At 33.3% G+C, this 19,840-nt stretch carries 6 protein-coding genes; all 6 read left to right on the plus strand.

Annotated features, from left to right (window positions below; translation table 11 throughout):
- A partial coding sequence (locus FLA105534_RS22765) for a non-ribosomal peptide synthetase (protein WP_173968368.1) occupies nt 1–1,513 on the plus strand: 1,513 nt, incomplete at its 5' end.
- A gap of 151 nt (nt 1,514–1,664) precedes the next feature.
- Nucleotides 1,665–2,747: an NHL repeat-containing protein gene (locus FLA105534_RS22770; protein ID WP_173968369.1), complete on the plus strand. Its 1,083-nt coding sequence runs from the start codon at nt 1,665–1,667 to the stop codon at nt 2,745–2,747.
- A gap of 41 nt (nt 2,748–2,788) precedes the next feature.
- The gene (locus FLA105534_RS22775; RefSeq protein WP_173968370.1) at nt 2,789–5,182 is read left to right on the plus strand and encodes a TonB-dependent receptor domain-containing protein; all 2,394 of its coding nucleotides are present in this window, start codon (nt 2,789–2,791) and stop codon (nt 5,180–5,182) included.
- A gap of 23 nt (nt 5,183–5,205) precedes the next feature.
- Entirely contained in the window at nt 5,206–12,816 is a 7,611-nt protein-coding gene (locus FLA105534_RS22780; protein WP_173968371.1) for a non-ribosomal peptide synthetase, read from the plus strand.
- Nucleotides 12,806–17,263 carry a type I polyketide synthase gene (locus FLA105534_RS22785; RefSeq protein WP_173968372.1) on the plus strand — a complete coding sequence of 1,486 codons (4,458 nt, stop codon included), beginning with the start codon at nt 12,806–12,808 and terminating at the stop codon, nt 17,261–17,263. The genes FLA105534_RS22780 and FLA105534_RS22785 overlap by 11 nt, the downstream gene beginning before the upstream one ends.
- Nucleotides 17,263–19,840, plus strand: a 2,578-nt coding sequence (locus FLA105534_RS22790; protein WP_173968373.1) for a non-ribosomal peptide synthetase, incomplete at its 3' end; no start/stop codon positions are given. The genes FLA105534_RS22785 and FLA105534_RS22790, both read left to right, overlap by 1 nt.

The following is a 19,840-nucleotide window of genomic DNA, read 5'->3' on the forward strand; positions in this document are numbered from 1 at the left end:
GGCTTATGTTCCAATAGATGTTAATTATCCTCAGGAGAGGATTGCTTACATCGAGAAGGATAGCAATAGCAAGATTGTTATTGATGAAGAAGCTTTAGGCGTATTTACAGAAGTTCAGCAGGAATATTCGAAAGCGAATCCTGAAAAAATAAACAAACCACATGATTTAGCCTATGTAATTTATACATCTGGTACTACAGGAAATCCAAAAGGAGTGATGGTAGAGCATGGAAATGCAGCTGCACTGATTAATTGGTCAAAATTAGAATTTGATCAGTCCGAATTTGAAATCATGTATGCGGCAACATCATATTGTTTTGATTTATCAATATATGAGATCTTTTACACCTTAGCAATAGGGAAGAAAATTAGGGTTTTACATAATGCCTTGGAAATAAAAGATCATATAAATGAGGAAAACAAAGTAGCATTAAATACGGTGCCTTCCGTAGTTAGAAGTTTATTAGAAGATAAGATAGATTTAAAGAATGTAGTTTTTATCAATATGGCAGGAGAAATTGTACCTCCTGATATTGTGGAAAAACTTCAGACAGAAAAAATAGAGGTTAGAAACTTATATGGACCATCAGAAGATACAACATATAGTACAAGTTATAAAGCGCTCCATCAAACCTATATCAATTTTCCAATTGGTAAACCAATATCCAATACACAGGTTTATATTTTAGATGCTGATTTTCATTTAGTTCCCGCGGGAGTAGTGGGGAAAATTTACGTATCAGGGGCAGGAGTAGCGCGGGGGTATTTTGGCAAACCAGAACTTACAAATGAAAAATTTATCTCGAATCCTTTTGCAGCCGGAGAACGAATGTATGACACGGGAGATTTAGGCAGGTGGTTGCCGGATGGTAACATTGAATTTTTGGGTAGGAAAGACCATCAGGTTAAGATACGAGGTTACAGAATCGAACTTGGTGAGATAGAGAATGCGATATTACTGTATTCAGAGAATTTAAAGCAAGTAATTGTTGAGTCAAAAGAAGTAAATCAGGAGAAAGTATTGATTGCCTATTTAGTATCGAGTACAAATGTGGATAAAACTGGACTGAAGAAGTTTTTACAAGAAAAGTTACCAGATTATATGGTTCCAGGTTTTTATGTAGAATTGGAAAAGTTACCATTAACTCCAAACGGAAAGGTGGACAGAAAAGTTTTACCTGGCATATCCGGAGATGATATTATGAGAAATGAGTATGTGGCTCCAAGAAATGAGGTCGAGAACAAGCTGGTTTTAATATGGCAGGAAGTTTTAGGAATTCAGAAAATAGGGGCTACAGATAATTTATTTGAATTAGGAGGGAATAGTTTAAGTGCCACAAGATTAATTAGTCTTATACATAACGAATTTGAAGTTAAAATTACTATTAATGATTTGTTCAAAAACAGAACGTTAGAAGATCTGGCAGTTTTAATTGAAAACATTGATGTAGCGTATGGTGTTGATGTTGATCAAGATAAAAGTAATGTTGAAATTGAAAAGTTTTATATATGATTTTTTATTGATGTTCTTTTAATTCAAATGGATTAAGGATACCGGAAGTAATTTGCCCAAGAAGGTAAATATCCTGAACGGAATATCTAAAAGTTATAAAAAACCTTATATAGAATTTACGCTTAAAATAAATAAAACAAAATAATAAAATATGAAAGCACACTCCATAAAAGTTCTATTATGTATTCTACTCTTACATCCTTTTTTAGGTATATCTCAGAAAACGAAGGATGTTATTGTTATTAATGAGACTGCAGCATTAAAAAGACCTACTCTTTTTTCAAATTTAGGAGATACTTTCGGTACTCCGGATGCGATGGCTATTGACAAAAAGGGAAACTTATACCTATCTGTTCCCAATGGATCTACTTTTGAAAAATATGGAAGTAAAATATGTGTTTTTAACAATTTAAATCAACCGGTCACCTGGCTGGATAATCTTCCTCTACATCCCCTTACAAACAGAGTGCATCCTATGGGAATGGAATTTGGTCCGGATGGGAATCTTTACATTGCCGATAACCAAAATTTTGCTAATAAAGAGCATCAATCAAGGTTACTCAGGGTTATTGTTGAAAATGGAAAACCAATTCGTACCGAAGTATTAGTTCAGGGATTAAATTTTGCCAATGCCATCAGATGGCATAAAGACCGAATTTATATAAGCGATTCTGCCTTAGATGTAAAAAAGCAAAGTGGTATTTACAGTTTTAAAATGGAAGAGTTAAACAAAGGTTTAATACAGTTAAAACCGACTGATAACGCCCCGTATTTAATTTGCAAATTTACTTTAAAACCGGAAGCAAAAGAATGGGCATTAGGTGTAGATGGAATTGCATTTGATAAAAAAGGAGATTTATATGCAGGTAATTTTGGTGACGGCGTAATTTCTAAAATTGAATTCTCACCAGACGGTAAAGTAAAATCTCAAAAAATAATAGTAGACTCTGATAAGTTAAAATGTTGTGATGGCCTGTATTACTACGAAAAAACAAATAGTATATATATAGCTAATTATGACAACAATAGTGTACATGTATTGGATTTAAATAAAAACACATTGAGTCTTCTTTGGGAAAATGGTAATGCCGACGGCTCTGACGGTTTATTAGACAACCCTTGTGAACCTATAATTTATAAAGGAAAATTATTAGTAGTAAATTTTGATTCCTATAAAGGAGAGAAAAATACTGAAGTAGATAATTTTCATACAATTTCCAGTTTCGAATTATAATTATACCCCTATCAAATATTTATTTACTCAAAAAAAATACAATGAAGAAAAGCATCTTTTTATTGCTTGTGCTGTTAAGCTCAGTATTGTCGGCTCAGGTAAAAGTAACCGGAAAAGTTACTTCTAAAGATAATAATCCAATTGAGTTTGCAGAAGTTATATTAATAGGTAAAGACTCTGCTGCTATTAAAAGCGAACTTACTAATGAAAAAGGGGATTTCGTATTGGAAAGCCAACCGGGGGTATATGAGTTACAGGTTAGGCAGGCAAATAAAACAATTGCATCAAGGAATATCGAATTGAATGCAGATTTAGATTTAGGCAATATAGTAGTCGATGCTGCAATAGTGTTAGAATCTGTTGTAGTTGTAGGTAAAAAGAAACTAATTGAAAGAAAGGTAGATCGAGTGGTTTTTAATGTAGAAAATTCGATTAGTGCTACAGGAGGTGACGCGTTAGAAGCTCTTAGGATTACCCCGGGAATAAAAGTGCAAAATGACAATATAGCTATTATTGGAAAAAGCAGTGTGGCAGTCATGGTTGATGACAAAATCATTCAACTCTCGGAGGAAGACCTGGCAAATTTTTTAAAATCAATACCTTCAGATATCATTAAGAGTATTGAGGTAATTACTACACCTCCAGCTAAGTACGAGGCCGCTGGAAATAGCGGTATGGTCAATATAAAATTAAAAAAGGCTAAGAAAGATTCCTGGAATGCATTAATTGGTACTACTTTCCTGCAGAGAACTTACAGTGATGGTGCTGTTTTGGGGAGTTTTAATTATAATAAGAACAAGTTGAGTATTTCTTCTTCGCTTAATTATAAAAACGGAACAAGATATGTAAATCAGGATAATTACACTTACTTCCCTGATGGATTATGGCATACCAGTGAACCAGATAAAGAAAAATATGCCCGAGTAAATGGAAAATTAACTATTGATTATCAGATTTCCCCTAAATGGATTATGGGGGGGCAATTTTTATACAATAATAATGATTCTAAAAATACAGAAAGTCCGTTTACAGGTGTTACTGATTATACAACAGGCCGATTAAACCGTTATTTGAAGTCAGATGGTAAAGAAGTACAGAATCCGAATATCAAATCGTTGAGCTTTTATAATGAGTTTAAATTAGATACTATAGGAAAGAAACTTACCCTAAATCTTGATTACTTTAACTTTAATAACAAAGATGTCAGAACTTACAATGGAATTTCTGTTATTGAAGTTCCATTACCCTATTCAGAAAAATATTATGCAGGGATAAATGATAACAGTCAGGATATCAATAATTTCTCAGGAAAACTGGATATTGATTATCCAACGAAATGGGCGGTATTGAGCTTTGGAAGCAAAATTTCAAACTCACAAACGCACAATGACATTTTTGCTTTTAATAGCGGATTAGTTGATAATCCTCCTTCAGAGTTTATTTTATCCAAGAATAAATTTGAGTACACCGAAAATGTACAAGCGTTTTATATTTCAGGAAATAAAAAGATTAATGAGTATTGGGAGTCACAGTTCGGTTTAAGAATGGAAGCTACTCAAACCAAAACTTTTGCGGAAAGTTTAAGCCAATCTACAAAACTGGATTACGTTAAATTTTTTCCAACGGCTTATGTGTCTTACAAGCCAAATGACAATTCAACATATACTTTGAGTTATAGTAAAAGAATTGAAAGACCTCAGTTTTATGACTTAAATCCAAACGTTACCTTTCTTAATCCGTTTCAAACTATAGAGGGAAATCCTTTCTTGCAGCCTTCTTTTATAGACAATTTAGAATTGACCTATACCTACAAAAAGCTGGAAAGTAAGGTTTATTTTAGTTATCAGGCTGATATGTTTAATGAAATTCCAATAACAGACCCTACGACCAATTTGATCCGATTTGCAATTGATAATTTCATTGATATACAGCGATATGGTATTTCGGAAAACTTTGTTTTTGACAAAATTAAATGGTGGACGAGTATCAATACTTTCGATATTAATTATTCGATTTCAAAATCAAAATTAGCGATAACCCAAGGCGGACAAAAAGGGTTTAATTCTATGATTTCCACAAATAATGACTTTATTCTTAATTCGAAAAAGACCTTGCTTTTTAATTTAAATTATTGGTATAGTTTCCCTGGTAATGATGGTTTTTACAAAAATGATGCGATGAGCTCGTTATCGTTAACTCTTCAATATTTGCTACTAGATAAAGATCTGACACTGTCATTAAAGGGAAGTGATATATTCAGAACCGAAGTAATCAGTATAAATTCAAGAGTTAATGATGTTTACAACGAGGGTAGATATTATCGCGACAGACAGGCGCTTCAGTTCTCCGTTTCTTATAAGTTCGGGAATAAGAAGATTAAGACAGGACAAAGAGAAACTGGTAATGAAGAAGAAAGAAGTCGAACAGGTAATTAATAAATTTTGATAAGATAAGGGAAATGAAAACACTACTTAAAAAATTAAATGAACTTAATATAAAAATTGATTTGGTTGGAGATGGTCTTGACATTCAGGCGCCTAAAGGAGTTGTGACCCGGGAGATCTTAAATGAAATTCAGTTAAATAAAACCAAATTAATAGAATTTATAGCTTTCTACAAAACAAAAAAAGAGAAACAAAAAATTATTCCAAAAGCGCAGGAACAATCGAGCTATGTTTTATCTTCCTCCCAGCGCAGGTTGTGGCTATTAAGCCAATTCGAAGGTGGAAATGTAGCTTATAACATGCCGAGTGTTTTTGAATTGGAAGGGAAATTGGTTATTCCTTCTTTGCAAAGTGCTTTTCTGTCACTTATAGAGCGACATGAATCTTTAAGAACGCTGTTCAAAGAAGATAAGTCTGGTGAGGTTAGGCAAGTAATATTGAATTTGAATGATATTCGGTTCCAATTGCGACGTGAAGATTTAAGCAAAGAAGAAAATAAATCAGATAGGATAAAATCTATAATTCAGGAAGAATCAGAATATGCTTTTGATTTATCGACCGATTCCTTGCTGAGAGCCAAATTAATAAGAACATCACAAGATAAGTATATATTTATTTGTGTGATGCATCATATTATTGGCGATGGTTGGTCGTCAGAAATAATGACCAATGAATTATTTGAATTTTATGATGCTCATATAAAAGGAAATCCAAGCCAATTACCAGCATTAAATATACAGTATAAAGATTATTCGACCTGGCAGCAGGAACAATTGAAGAATGATAGTATAGAAGATCATAAAGACTATTGGTTAGAACAATTTTCAGATGAGCTTCCGATATTAAATTTACCCGCTTATCAAACAAGACCAGTAATTAAGACCTATAATGGAAACGCTGTAAAGAAACTTTATGATGAGAATCTTCTAAAGAAAATTAACGAATTATATCAATCACAAGGATCTACCTTGTTTATGGGCTTATTAACTACCGTAAAAGTGTTATTGTTTAGATACAGCAATCAAAAAGACATAGTTATAGGAAGCCCCGTTGCCGGAAGAGAACAGTTGGATCTACAAAATCAAATAGGTTTTTATGTTAATACTTTAGCCTTAAGAACGCAGTTTGAAAAAGAAGACAGTTTTAAAGAATTATTGGCAAAGGTAAAAGGAGTTACTCTAGGAGCATATGAACACCAAATCTTTCCATTTGATGAATTAGTGGAGCATTTGCCGCTCAATAGAGATATGAGTCGGAATCCATTGTTTGATGTGATGGTTACTGTTCAGAATACTGAAATATTTAAAGCAAGTAACCAGAACATTCAGGAAGTTGTAGTTAGAGGACATCAGTCAGAAGAAGAAATTGTCAGCAAGTTTGATTTGGAGTTTTCTTTTAAAGAAACGGACAAAGGACTTGGCTTAAAACTAATATTCAACACCGATATTTATTCACAAGAATTCGCAGAAAACATATTGTCTCATCTTGAAATATTATTTCATAGTATCGTTGCGAAACCGGAAGTTTCAATAGGTTCACTAGATTATTTAACAGAACCCGAAAAGCATCAGGTTTTGTCCGTTTTTAACGGTGCAGAAGTAGTTTATTCTGATAGTAAAACAGTAATAGATTTATTTGAAGAGCAAGTGCAGAGAGCACCCGACAATGTGGCTGTGGTGTTTGGAGATACTGAATTGACGTATCGCGAGCTCGATCAAAAAACGAATCAATTAGCATCCTACCTAAGAGAAAATTATGCGATCCAACCTGATGATTTAGTAGGTGTAAAGTTAGAAAGAAGTGAAAAACTTATCATAGCTATTTTAGGTGTGCTAAAGGCCGGTGCGGCTTACGTTCCTATAGATATCAATTATCCGAAGGAGAGGATTGACTATATGGAAAAAGACAGCAATTGTAAAGTTGTAATTGATGAAGCAGAATTAGAAAGGTTTAATAAAGTTAAAGAAAAGTATTCTCAGGAAAAAAATAAGGTACTTATAAAAGAGGAGAACCTTGTTTATGTTATTTACACTTCCGGTTCTACGGGAATTCCGAAAGGAATTATGATGGAACACAAATGTATGTTCAATCTGATCATTTTTCATAATGAGCAATTTCACGACAATGATGTTCGTAAAGTATTGCAATTTACAAGTATAAGTTTCGATGTCTCATTTCAGGAAATATTTACCACATTGTCAAGGGGAGCAACTTTATATCCTATTACTGAAATAGTTAAAACAGATTCTGATGCGCTGTCAGCCTTTATAAAGAAAAATACGATTGAAACTGTTTTTTTACCAACATCATATTTTAAGATATTAATAGAGGTTAAAGATTTTTATACCTTACTAACGTCCGGCATTATTAAAAATATAATAGTGGCAGGAGAACAGCTGACGTTAAGTAAAGAAGCTATAGAGAGAATTAGTAAGTCAGATACTAAGCTACATAATCACTATGGACCAGCTGAAACACATGTTGTATCAACAATTACCATAAAAGATGATTACCTGATTGGTAATCCGCCTATTGGTTCTGCAATCTCAAATACGCAGATTTATGTGCTGGATGAAGATTTGCAACCGGTAGCAATAGGAGTAACCGGGAAACTTTATATTTCGGGATCTGGTGTGTCAAGAGGTTATTTAAACAATCCCGAGCTCACGAAAGAGAAGTTTATCGTAAATCCTTTTATAAAAGGAGAGCGAATGTATGATACTGGAGATTTAGGTTGTTGGTTACCTGACGGAAATATTGAGTTTCTGGGACGAAAAGACCATCAGGTAAAAATTAGAGGATATAGAATTGAACTTGGTGAAATAGAAAATGTCATATTACAGTACTCGGAGAATTTAAATCAGGTAGTTGTAGAGGCCAGAGAAGTGAATGGCGAGAAGGCATTAGTTGCTTATTTGGTAGCAACTACTGAGATAGATAAATCGGAATTGAGAAGTTTTCTGCAAGATAAAATGCCGGATTACATGGTTCCAAATTTTTATTCAGAATTGGATAAATTGCCATTAACCACTAATGGAAAGATAGATCGAAAAGCCCTGCCCGCTATTTCGGAGGAAGATATTATAAGAAAAGAATATGTTGCTCCAAAAAATAGTACTGAAATTGAACTGGTTAAAATATGGCAAGAAGTTTTAGGAGTTCCAAAGATTGGAATTACCGATAATTTCTTTGAATTAGGAGGCCATAGCTTAATCGTATCCCAGGTAATCAACAGAATCCACAAACAATTAGGTCAAACAATATCTTTTAAAGCTTTTTTTGCAAGCCCGACTATAGAAGGTTTAAGTAAGGAATTACAAGAGAATGCCTATATAGATATACCAAAAGCTACAGAGTCAGAATTTTATCCATTGACATCCTCACAAACGCGATTGTGGATATTAAGTCAGTTGGAAGGCGGTTCATTGGCGTATAATATTCCAACAGCTGTTACGCTAACCGGAGCTATTGACGTAGATAAGTTTGAGGAATCGTTTGCAAAATTAATTCATCGTCATGAGATTTTAAGAACTTATTTTAAAACAAATGAAGCAGGAGATATTAAGCAATATATTGTGCCTGTTGAGCAAGTAAATTTTAAATTAGACGAGAAAGATTTTAGTTCAGTACGAAACCAGGAAGTAGCTGTTGAGGATTATCTGCAGAAAGAAAATAGTGAGCCTTTTAATTTAGAGAAAGGACCGCTTGTAAGAGCCTCTTTAATCAAATTAAAAGAAGAAGAATATGTGTTTTTCTTATGCCTACATCATATCATTGGAGATGGATGGTCAATAGAAATATTAATAGCCGAGATCGTAAAAACGTACAATGCATTAACGAACGGAATAGAAATTGACCTGCCGGAATTAAGAATTCAGTACAAAGATTATGCGGTATGGATTAATAGCGAAATACAGCAAGAGAAACATAAAGTGTCGGAGGACTACTGGCTACAGCAATTTGAAGGAGAGTTGCCGGTATTGGATCTGCCGAGTTTTAAAACACGACCATTAGTTCAGACCTATAATGGAGATATTTGTACTCATAGATTTTCAAGTGTATTTTTAGAGAAGGTAAAAGCGTTTTCGAAAGAGCAGGATGTTACTTTATTTATGACTTTAATGGCAGGAATAAATGCCTTACTTCATAGGTATACAGGGCAAGATGACATTATCATAGGAACCCCGATAGCAGGAAGAGAACATCCCGATCTGGAAAATCAAATGGGATTGTATTTGAATACGCTTGCCATAAGGACTCAATTGAAAAAAGGAGATCGCTTTTTGGATTTAGTAAAAGCTCAAAAAGAAACTTTATTAGGAGCTTATGAACATCAAAGCTATCCTTTTGATGCATTGATAGGCAAATTGAATTTAAAAAGGGACACTAGCCGTTCCGCTTTATTTGATGTTTTGGTAATTCTACAAAACCAAGGACAGTTGCATAATATCAATAACGAAGAACTTATAAATCTTGAAGTAGGCGATTACGTTTTTAATAGTAAGACTTCTAAGTTTGATATTGGTTTCACATTTGTCGAAACAGAAGGATTAGACCTGACAATTGAGTATAATACGGATATTTTTGATACGTATTTAATTGAAAGAATGTTTGCTCATTTTGAGAGTATTGTTACAAAATCTTTAAGGCAACCTGAAATTGCCATACAGGAAATCAGTTATTTAACTGATTTTGAGGAAAACCAATTAGTTGGAACATTCAACGATACAGAAACGGTTTACCCTAAAGATAAAACAGTAATAGATTTGTTTGAAGAACAAGTCGGCAAAACGCCAAATAACGTAGCTCTTGTGTTTGGAGACACTGAGCTAACCTATCATATGCTTAATGAGAAAGCAAATCAGCTGGGAGCTTATTTAAGGGAAACTTATACTATTCAACCGGATGATTTAATTGGGATTAGGTTGCATAGAAGCGAATGGTTGCTTGTGACTATTTTAGGAATATTGAAATCGGGCGCAGCCTATGTACCTATTGATCCGGGTTATCCTGAAGAGAGGATCGCTTATGTAGAAAAAAATAGTAATAGCAAAGTTGTTATAGACGAATCGTTTCTGCAAAAATTCCATAAAATTCAAGACAACTACTCGAAAAACAATATAGAAAAGATCAATCAGTTTGATGATTTAGCTTATGTTATCTATACTTCTGGTACTACAGGAAATCCCAAAGGGGTGATGCTGGAGCATGGAAATCTAACAAACTTTTTGTTTGGAATGGATAAATCGATTTCTATAAATGAGAAAGATCACTTATTAGCCATTACTTCAATTTCATTTGATATTTCAATTCTGGAGTTATTTTGGACCTTAACCAGAGGTATAACGATTACTTTAAAAGGGGACAATACTTCGCTTAATAATTTTGATTTATTTTTAAAAGACCATTCAATAGCACTGGATTTCAGCTTATTCTATTTTTCAAGTCAAGACGATTCAAATGATAATAAGTACCAGTTTTTAAAGGAATCAGCAGATTATGCTGATAAAAACGATTTTTCGGCAATATGGTTGCCCGAAAGGCACTTTCATGAATTTGGAGGAATATTTCCAAATCCATCCGTATTAGGAGCAGGGTTGGCAACAATTACAAAGAATGTTGAAATTCGTTCCGGTAGCGTTGTACTGCCATTGCATGATGCTGTCAGAGTAGCAGAAGAATGGTCAGTGGTAGACAATTTATCTAATGGAAGAGTTGCATTGTCTATTGCATCTGGCTGGCATGCTGATGATTTCATCCTGAAACCGGAAAATTATCTGGATAGACAAGAGATAATGTACGACCAGATAAAGGAACTAAAAACTCTTTGGAAAGGCGGTTCTGTAAAAAGGGAAAATGGCTTGGCTCAGGAAATCGATATCAAGGTATATCCAAGACCGGTTAATTCGAATTTAGAGATTTATATTACTTCGGGAGGAAACTCAGAAACATTTAGAAGCGCAGGTAAAATAGGAGCTAATATATTAACGCATTTACTGGGGCAGGAGATAAAAGATTTAGGAAATAATATAAAAATCTACAAACAAGCATTATTAGAAAATGGTTATTTCCCGGAAAATGCCAAAATAGCTTTGATGCTCCACACCTATATTGGAACCGATTTAGAGGAAGTAAAAAAGAAAGCAAAAGAACCTTTTAAATCCTACCTAAGATCAAGTTTGGGATTGATACAAAACTTAGCCAAAGCCTTAGAGAAAGACATTACAACCATTAGCGAAAATGATTTGAATGATTTACTTGAGTTGGCATTTGAAAGATACTGGCAAACAGCAGCTTTACTTGGAACAAAGGATTCATGTAAAAAGATACTATCTGATATTCATGCAATAGGAGTTACCGAGATAGCCTGTTTAGTAGATTTTGGTATTGCAGATACCGACGTACTTAAAGGATTAGAACACTTGACTGAACTGAAAAGTAATTATAGAAAAGATAGAAAGCCGGATGTCTCTAATACCAATCCAATTACTTCAATGCAGATAACGCCATCTTATTTAGAAGCACTATTAGAAGATGATAACTCCAGTTTATTTATAAAATCCCTGAAAAATATAATTGTTGGGGGAGAGAAATTTTCTAATGAGCTGTTGAGTAAGATTAGGGAGAGGACAGATTCTGAAATATATAATATGTATGGTCCTACAGAAACTACAATTTGGTCCACTTTCCAAAAAGCACAGAAAAATTCCAAATTGAATATTGGGAAACCAATACAGAACACTCAAATTTATATTCTGGATGAGAATAATAAAGTCTGTCCGATAGGTGTAAAAGGAGAGTTGTGCATAGCCGGGGATGGTTTGGCAAGAGGATACTACAAAGAAGAAAAACTGACAGCAGATAAATTTATTGCGTTTGAGAAGTTTTCAGGAATTAATGAAACAATATACAAAACCGGGGATTTAGCCAGATGGTTGCCAGATGGTACATTGGAGCATTTAGGCAGGCTTGACAATCAGGTTAAAATAAATGGTTTCAGAATTGAATTGGGTGAAATAGAAAGTGTACTACTTCAATATGAACAAATTAGTCAGGTAGTGGCATTAGTTGCACAAAATGAAATGGGGAATAAAAATCTGGTAGCTTATTATACGAGTTCTAAAAAAGCAGAGTCTGCTGAGTTGAGGGAATATGCTGAGCGAAGATTACCAAGTTATATGGTTCCGGGACATTTTATTCAACTAGATGAAATTCCATTGACTCCCAATGGAAAGATCGATAGAAAGAAGTTACCAACATTCGAAGAGTTATTGACGAGTAAAGAATATGAAGCTCCACGAGATGGGGTAGAATTGAGGCTAGTTGATATTTGGTCGAAGGTGTTAAATATTGACAATGATAAAATTGGGGTTAAGGATAATTTTTTCGATTTAGGAGGGAATTCTCTACTGATGATAAAAATGCTGAACTCCTTAAATAAGGAATTTCAAACCAATATATCACTGCTGGAAGGCTATAATTTGCCCAACATTTTTGCAATTTCAGATTATATGAAATCGAACAAGAATAGCAGTCTGGTGGAAGAAAAAAACAAAATAGAAGAACTTTATAATGTAATGGAAGAATCGTATAACTTATTAAATTTTGAAAATAATGAAGACTAATCAATATTCGGGATTTGAGGTTGCAGTAGTTGGAATGTCATTTAGGACATCAGGAGCTTCAAACTGGAGAGAGTTTTGGCAAAACCTTATCTCGTCAAAGGAATCATTGAGTTTTTTGACTGAGAAAGAGTTGATTGATGCAGGTATGGACAAAGCATTTATTAAAGATAAAAATTATGTTAACTGCACAACAAACATCATAAATAAAGATTGCTTTGATTCTAAATTTTTTGGGTATTCTAATGATGAGGCAAAGATGATGTATCCTGGACACAGATTTTTCCATGAGTGTGTTTGGGAAGCTTTAGAAGATGCAGGCTACATTCCTGAAAATATAAATGAACCAGTAGGAATTTATGCCGGTGCAGGAGAAGATATTATATGGAAATCTTTTGTTAATCTATCTGCTGAAAGTCAGAAAGTCAATAATTTTTTCCTGAATACGATAAACAATAAGGACTATCTGGCGACACTGGTTTCTTATAAGTTAGGGCTAAGAGGACCTTCAATGGCTATTAATACGGCTTGTTCAACCTCCTTAGTTGCAATTCATACTGCTTGCAAAGCATTAATTTTTGGAGAGACTAAAATTGCTTTGGCCGGAGCTTCATCATTAGTTAACGGAAGTCAGAAAGGCTATATTTATGAAGAAGGATCTATTGTTTCAAGAGACGGTCATTGTAAGGCTTTTGACAAAGATTCTACAGGTACTGTTAACGGCGAAGGTACTGGCGTAGTAGTTTTAAAAAGATTAAAAGATGCTTTAGAGGATAGAGATAATATTTATGCGATCATAAAAGGAAGTGCTGTTAATAATGATGGTAATAAAAAAGTTGGATTTACTGCTCCCAGTATTGAAGGACAGGTTGCTTGTATTAAAATGGCTCAAAAATTCTCCAGAGTTGACCCCGAAACTATAAGTTATGTAGAAACACATGGTACCGGAACTAAGCTGGGAGATTCAATTGAAGTCGAGGCATTAAATATTGCATTTAAAAACAACAATGATTTTGCTTGTCCTATAGGTTCTGTTAAAACAAACATAGGACATCTGGATACCGCATCAGGCGTGGCCGGATTCATCAAAACAGTTTTAAGTTTAAAAAACAAAAAAATTCCGGCAAGTTTACATTTTAACGAGCCTGACCCCAATATTAATTTTCAGGGAGGACCATTTTTTGTCAATAATAATCTGTCAGAATGGGAAGCAAAAAATGCTAATCCTCTAAGAGCAGCCGTAAACTCATTTGGAGTAGGAGGAACAAACGCACATCTTATTCTGGAAGAAGCTCCGGTTGTAGAAAGAAATGTTTCAGAAAAGGATTTTAATTTGCTTGTTTTGTCTGCTAAAACAGAGACTTCTCTAAATAACTATTTTGATAAATTAACGAATTTCTTAGCAAAAGAAGAAGATTTGAATTTATCAGATATGTGTTATACCTATCAAACAGGTCGTCAGAATTTCGAGAACAGAATCGCATTATCATTTAAAAATAAAAATGAATTGCAGCTAAAACTGGAAGAAATTATAGCACAAAGAAAACCATTTGCAAAAGTAAAAGGGGCGCAAAGTTCTGTTGTTTTTATGTTCCCGGGACAAGGTTCTCAATATGTAAATATGGGGAAAGATTTATACGAATCGAATGCCATATTTAGAGAATATATGGACACTGGTTTTGAGTTTCTAAAGAAATTAACAAATCAGGATTTTAAAAAGATAGTGTATCCTGAGAATATTGACGAAAACTATAATATAAACGATACTTCTTTTGCTCAGCCAATTATTTTTCTTGTAGAATATGCGCTGGCAAAAGTATTAATAGATTATGGTATAGTTCCCAATTATATGATTGGACATAGCATAGGCGAATATACAGCGGCTTGTATAAGCGGACTTTTCACCTTTGAGCAAGCGCTGAAATTGGTGGTTAAGAGAGGAGAACTAATGGCCAGTTTGCCAAAAGGTTCAATGATAAGTGTACCTATAGATGAGCTACAGGCTCAAAAGTTTCTAAGTGATGACATTTCTCTTGCTGCAGTAAATGGGCCTGGTCAGGTTGTTCTTTCAGGAAATGATAGTGCAATAGAAAAAGTAATCGAAAGATTAACCCAGAGTGATATACCATATATTAAACTTCATACCTCTCATGCTTTTCATTCGAGTATGCAAGATTCTATTCTTGAGGAATTTAAAGCCGAATTTAAAAATTTAGAATTCAATAAAATACAAATACCTTTTGTTTCAAATATAACGGGAGATTTTATTAAAAACGAGGAAGCGATTTCAAGCGATTACTGGGCAAAACAACTCAGAAATACAGTGAAATTTTCAAAAGGTGTAAGTAGTTTACTGTCAGATAATAATCGTGTTTTTATTGAAGTTGGTGCAGGTAGTTCCTTAAGTAGTCTACTTAGACAGCATAAAACAGAAAAGAGCACTAAAATAGTAAATACCTTAAGATCTATAAAAGTTAACGAAAATGACGAAAAGTATTTCTTAGAAAACCTTGGATTACTTTGGACTTATGGAGTTAATGTAAAATGGCAGAAGTTACATGAAAATCAAGAGAGGTATAGAATTTCGGTGCCTACTTATGCTTTTGATAACTTGAGATACAAAGCAGAAATAGACCATAACAAGCTGTTTAATGGAGCTAATAGTATTGTATTAAATGATTTAGAAAATAGTTTTTATTTTCCTTCCTGGAAACGTTCAGTGCTTGATTCTCGTAATAATTCAGATCACAAGACTTTCTTAGTTTTTTCTGATGACACAGATTGTTCGAGAGAAATGATTAAAGAAATTACTGACGCAAACAATAGTGTAATAGAAGTATTGACAGGTGCATCTTATTTTAAACATTCTGCGTCTAAGTTTTCAATTGATCCATTAAACACAGATAACTACAATCAATTGTTCCTGGATCTGGAATCTGAAGGGATAAGTATCTCAAGTGTCATTTATCTATGGTCGTTAAGCGTTAAAGCATCAGAAGTAAAGTTAGTTGAAGAAAATCTAGAATTCAATCTGATTTATTTTTGTTTGGGAAGGATTACTAAGACATGGAAAAATGGTAATGACAAAAAGATTTTCGTATTCACTAATGTACTACATAGTGTACTTGGAAACGAAAAGATTAATTACTGCAATTCTTTAGTATTAGGGTTGATTAAGGTTATGCCTCTTGAAAATCAGATTATTGGGGTAAATGTTGATATTGATGCAGATAATTGGAATGCAAAATTAGTTCAGAATGTTGTTTCTGAGGTTTTAAGTAACAACATACAATCTGATCGAATTGTTTCCTATCGATTAGGTCAGAGATGGGTTCAGGACTTTCAAAAAGTTTTCCAGAATTTAAATAAAGAAGAAGGCTCGTCTATCAGAAAGCAAGGAACATACTTGATTACGGGAGGATTAGGGAAATTAGGGAACTCAATTTCAAAATACCTGATAAACGAATATCAGGCCAATGTGATATTAATAGGAAGAAGAGATTTAAGTATCATTAGCGACAGCGAAGATCTTAGTGTTAAGAGATATAAAGAGTTAGAAAAATTGAGCGGAAATATTAAATATTTAAGCGTAGATATATCCAATTCAGATGATCTTAATAGAGTAGTAGCACAAAATAGAGAGCTCTTTAATACTGTTAATGGAATCATTCATTTAGCCAGAGGAAATGACAATGATGTCGATTTTATAGAGAATCTGTCATTAGATAAATCAATCAATATGTTGGCTCCCAAAGTTAACGGGATTGAAAATCTATACAGAGTTTTTAAAGATATTGATATTGATTTTAGCTGGATGACCTCTAGTTTGTCTGCTACATACGGAACAATGGGATTGTCAGCATATACTTCTTCAAACATCTATTTAGAATATTTTGCCTACAGCAAAGCAGGTAATTTTAAATGTATTGAATTTCCCGCAATTAATTTCGAAGACAATGGGGCTTACAATAGGCAAAACATCTTGTCTGATTCGGAGGTTATTGAAGTTTTCGAGAAAAGTTTGAATGTTAAAAATGCAAATGTCATATACATATCTAAAGAGGACATAAACTTAACATTAAAAGCCTTTTTAAATATAGAAGGCCTAAATATTGACTCAGACTATAAGCAGACCAACGAGAAAACGGAACGACCTGACTTGGAAACAGAATATCTATCTCCTCAAACGGATACGGAGAAAAAACTAAAATTAATTTTCGAAGACTTTTTTGAGATACTTGATGTTGGTGTAAAGGATGACTTTTTTGAATTGGGAGGAGATTCATTAAGAGCAATGGTATTTCTGAAAAAAATTAATAGTGAGTTTAGTATAGAGATTTCGATCAGCGATTTTTTCTCTAATAAGAATATTCAAGGCCTTGCCAATTTAATAGATGAAAAAAATTGGTTAAATGTGAGTCTTGATTTGAAAAACGAAATAACGATCTAATGAGAGAATTATTAGCAACACTTAGGGAAAATAAAATTCATATTTCTTTAGAAAACGAAAATCTGAAATTGAAATTTGATGGTGATGGAATACCGGATTCAATTTTAGAAACGATTAAAAAGAATAAAGAACAGTTAATACTGTTTTTGAAAAATAATAACCAACCTAATCGTTTAATTTCTGCTATACCCAAAGTAGAGCAGCAGGAGGACTATGCTCTTTCATCGGCACAGCATTCGATATGGCTTCTCAGTCAGATAGATGTAGTGGCATTAGGCTATAATATTTCGGAAATTTTTAAATTTAAGGGAACTTTAAATATTGAAATTCTTGAATTAGCAATAAAAGAGGTAATCAAAAGACATGAAATTCTAAGAACAGTATTCAAACAGAATAGTTTTGGGGAAGTAAGACAATTTATCTTATCACCTTCTGATTTTAAATTCAACTTAAATTACGCAGATGTCAGTAATTTAGAGGATCCTGAAAAAAAATTAGAGAAAATTATCGATGATGAAATAGGATACCAATTTGATTTATCTTCTGAATCTTTATTCAGGGTAAATTTGATAAGAACCGGTTCGGAAGAAATTGTATTATGTTTTGTTATACAGCATATTATAAGCGACGGATGGTCAATTAATTTGCTGATTAATGAAATGCTAACATTCTATATGGCTTTTTGCCAAAATAAGAGTATTAGATTAGAGCCATTAAGAATTCAGTACAAAGATTATTCAGAGTGGCAGCAAAATAATTTAAACAGCGAGCTACTGGAAAAGAATAAATTATTCTGGACGAATCAATTTAATGATGAATTGCCCGTCTTAGAATTACCAACTTTAAAAGCCAGACCTATTGTTAAAACCTATAATGTGAATACGTTATGGCATAATTACTCGGATGATTTTTTGAGTAAGTTGAAAATGATTTCTAAAAATGGTGACACCACCTTATTTTCGACCTTAATGTCTGTTATGAATCTTTTGCTATACCGATATTCAGGACAAGATGATGTAATTTTAGGAACAGCTATTGCAGGAAGAGAAAACCAGGAATTGGAAAATCAAATTGGAATGTATATTAATACGTTGGCAATTCGAACAAAACTCAATGGATCTGAAAATTTTAATGAATTATTAAGTAAAGTAAAGAATGTTTTACTGCAGGCATTTCAACATCAGGATTATCCATTTAATGAATTAATTAACGAGCTTAAACATAAGAGAAGTAAAAACAGATCTCCATTATTTGATATTTTGGTCATACTTCAAAATCAGAAAAGTATCCAGGCAAATGAGTTTAAGGTTTCTGATTTAGAGATATCTAAAATTTCGGAATATCAAAATTCAACGAGTCAGTTCGATATGAAATTTGAGTTTTTTGAAATGGAAAATGGATTGAAGCTAGGATTAGAATACAATACAGATATTTATGATTCGGCTTTTATTCACAGATTTTTTTCTCATTTTGAAAATATTGTAGATTCTATATTCCAGAATTCAGAGCTGCCAATCGGTCATTTAAGTTATTTGTCAAAAGAAGAAGTAAATCAGCTTTTATTAGGATTCAATGATACTAAGATGGTGTATCCTGATACTAAAACGGTAATCGACTTATTTGAAGATCAGGTAGAAAAAACACCCGAAAGTATTGCCGTTGTATTTGAAGAGATAGAGTTGACTTATAAGGAACTTAACGAAAAATCAAATCAATTAGCGCACTATTTAAGAGAAAACCACGCCATTCAGCCTGATGATTTAATAGCGGTAAAACTGGATAGAAGCGAAAAGATAATCATAGCTATTTTGGGAGTATTGAAATCAGGTGCAGCTTATGTGCCAATAGATGTTAATTACCCAAAAGAAAGAATAGCTTATATTGAAAAAGACAGCAATAGTAAGATTGTTATCGATGAAAAAGTGTTGGAAAAATTTAGTGAGATTCAGGAAAATTTTCCAAAAGAAAATATAGTGAAGATCAATAATCCACATGATTTAGTCTATGTGATTTACACTTCCGGGACAACCGGGAATCCTAAAGGAGTAATGGTGGAGCATGGTAATCTTGTGAGTTCCACAATTAGTAGAATTGAATTTTATCAAGTTCAAAAAACGTTACTATTAATATCTTCTTATGCTTTTGATTCTTCAGTTGCCGTTATATGGGGAGGATTAATCAATGGAGGCACACTGGTAATTGAAAATGAGTCTGTAATAAAGGATTCAGAAAGTATTGTAAAGAGAATAATAAAAAGCGAGGTAACAGATATGCTTTGTGTACCAAGTTACTATGGTTTTTTATTCAATGAACTAAAAAAAAATAAGGATTCTTTGAAATTGAAAAATTTAATTCTAGCCGGAGAGCAGGTTAAATTAGATTTGATAGCTTCTCATAAAGAAGATTTTGAAAGTATCACATTATTTAATGAATACGGGCCAACTGAGGGTACCGTTTGGGCAACAGTATTTAAAATAAATGATTTTGAAAATTTGGTTATTCCAATTGGGCGCCCCATATCAAACACTCAGATTTATATTTTAGACGATAACTTAGAGCCAGTTGTTATTGGCGGTT

This window comes from Flavobacterium collinsii, from assembly GCF_902804485.1.
Lineage (GTDB): Bacteria > Bacteroidota > Bacteroidia > Flavobacteriales > Flavobacteriaceae > Flavobacterium > Flavobacterium collinsii.

What these genes read in the sequence shown, in the direction of transcription:
- FLA105534_RS22770 (WP_173968369.1), top strand. Translation starts at nt 1,665, where the DNA reads ATGAAAGCACACTCCATAAAAGTTCTATTATGTATTCTACTCTTACAT.
- FLA105534_RS22775 (WP_173968370.1), top strand. Translation starts at nt 2,789, where the DNA reads ATGAAGAAAAGCATCTTTTTATTGCTTGTGCTGTTAAGCTCAGTATTG.
- FLA105534_RS22780 (WP_173968371.1), top strand. Translation starts at nt 5,206, where the DNA reads ATGAAAACACTACTTAAAAAATTAAATGAACTTAATATAAAAATTGAT.
- FLA105534_RS22785 (WP_173968372.1), top strand. Translation starts at nt 12,806, where the DNA reads ATGAAGACTAATCAATATTCGGGATTTGAGGTTGCAGTAGTTGGAATG.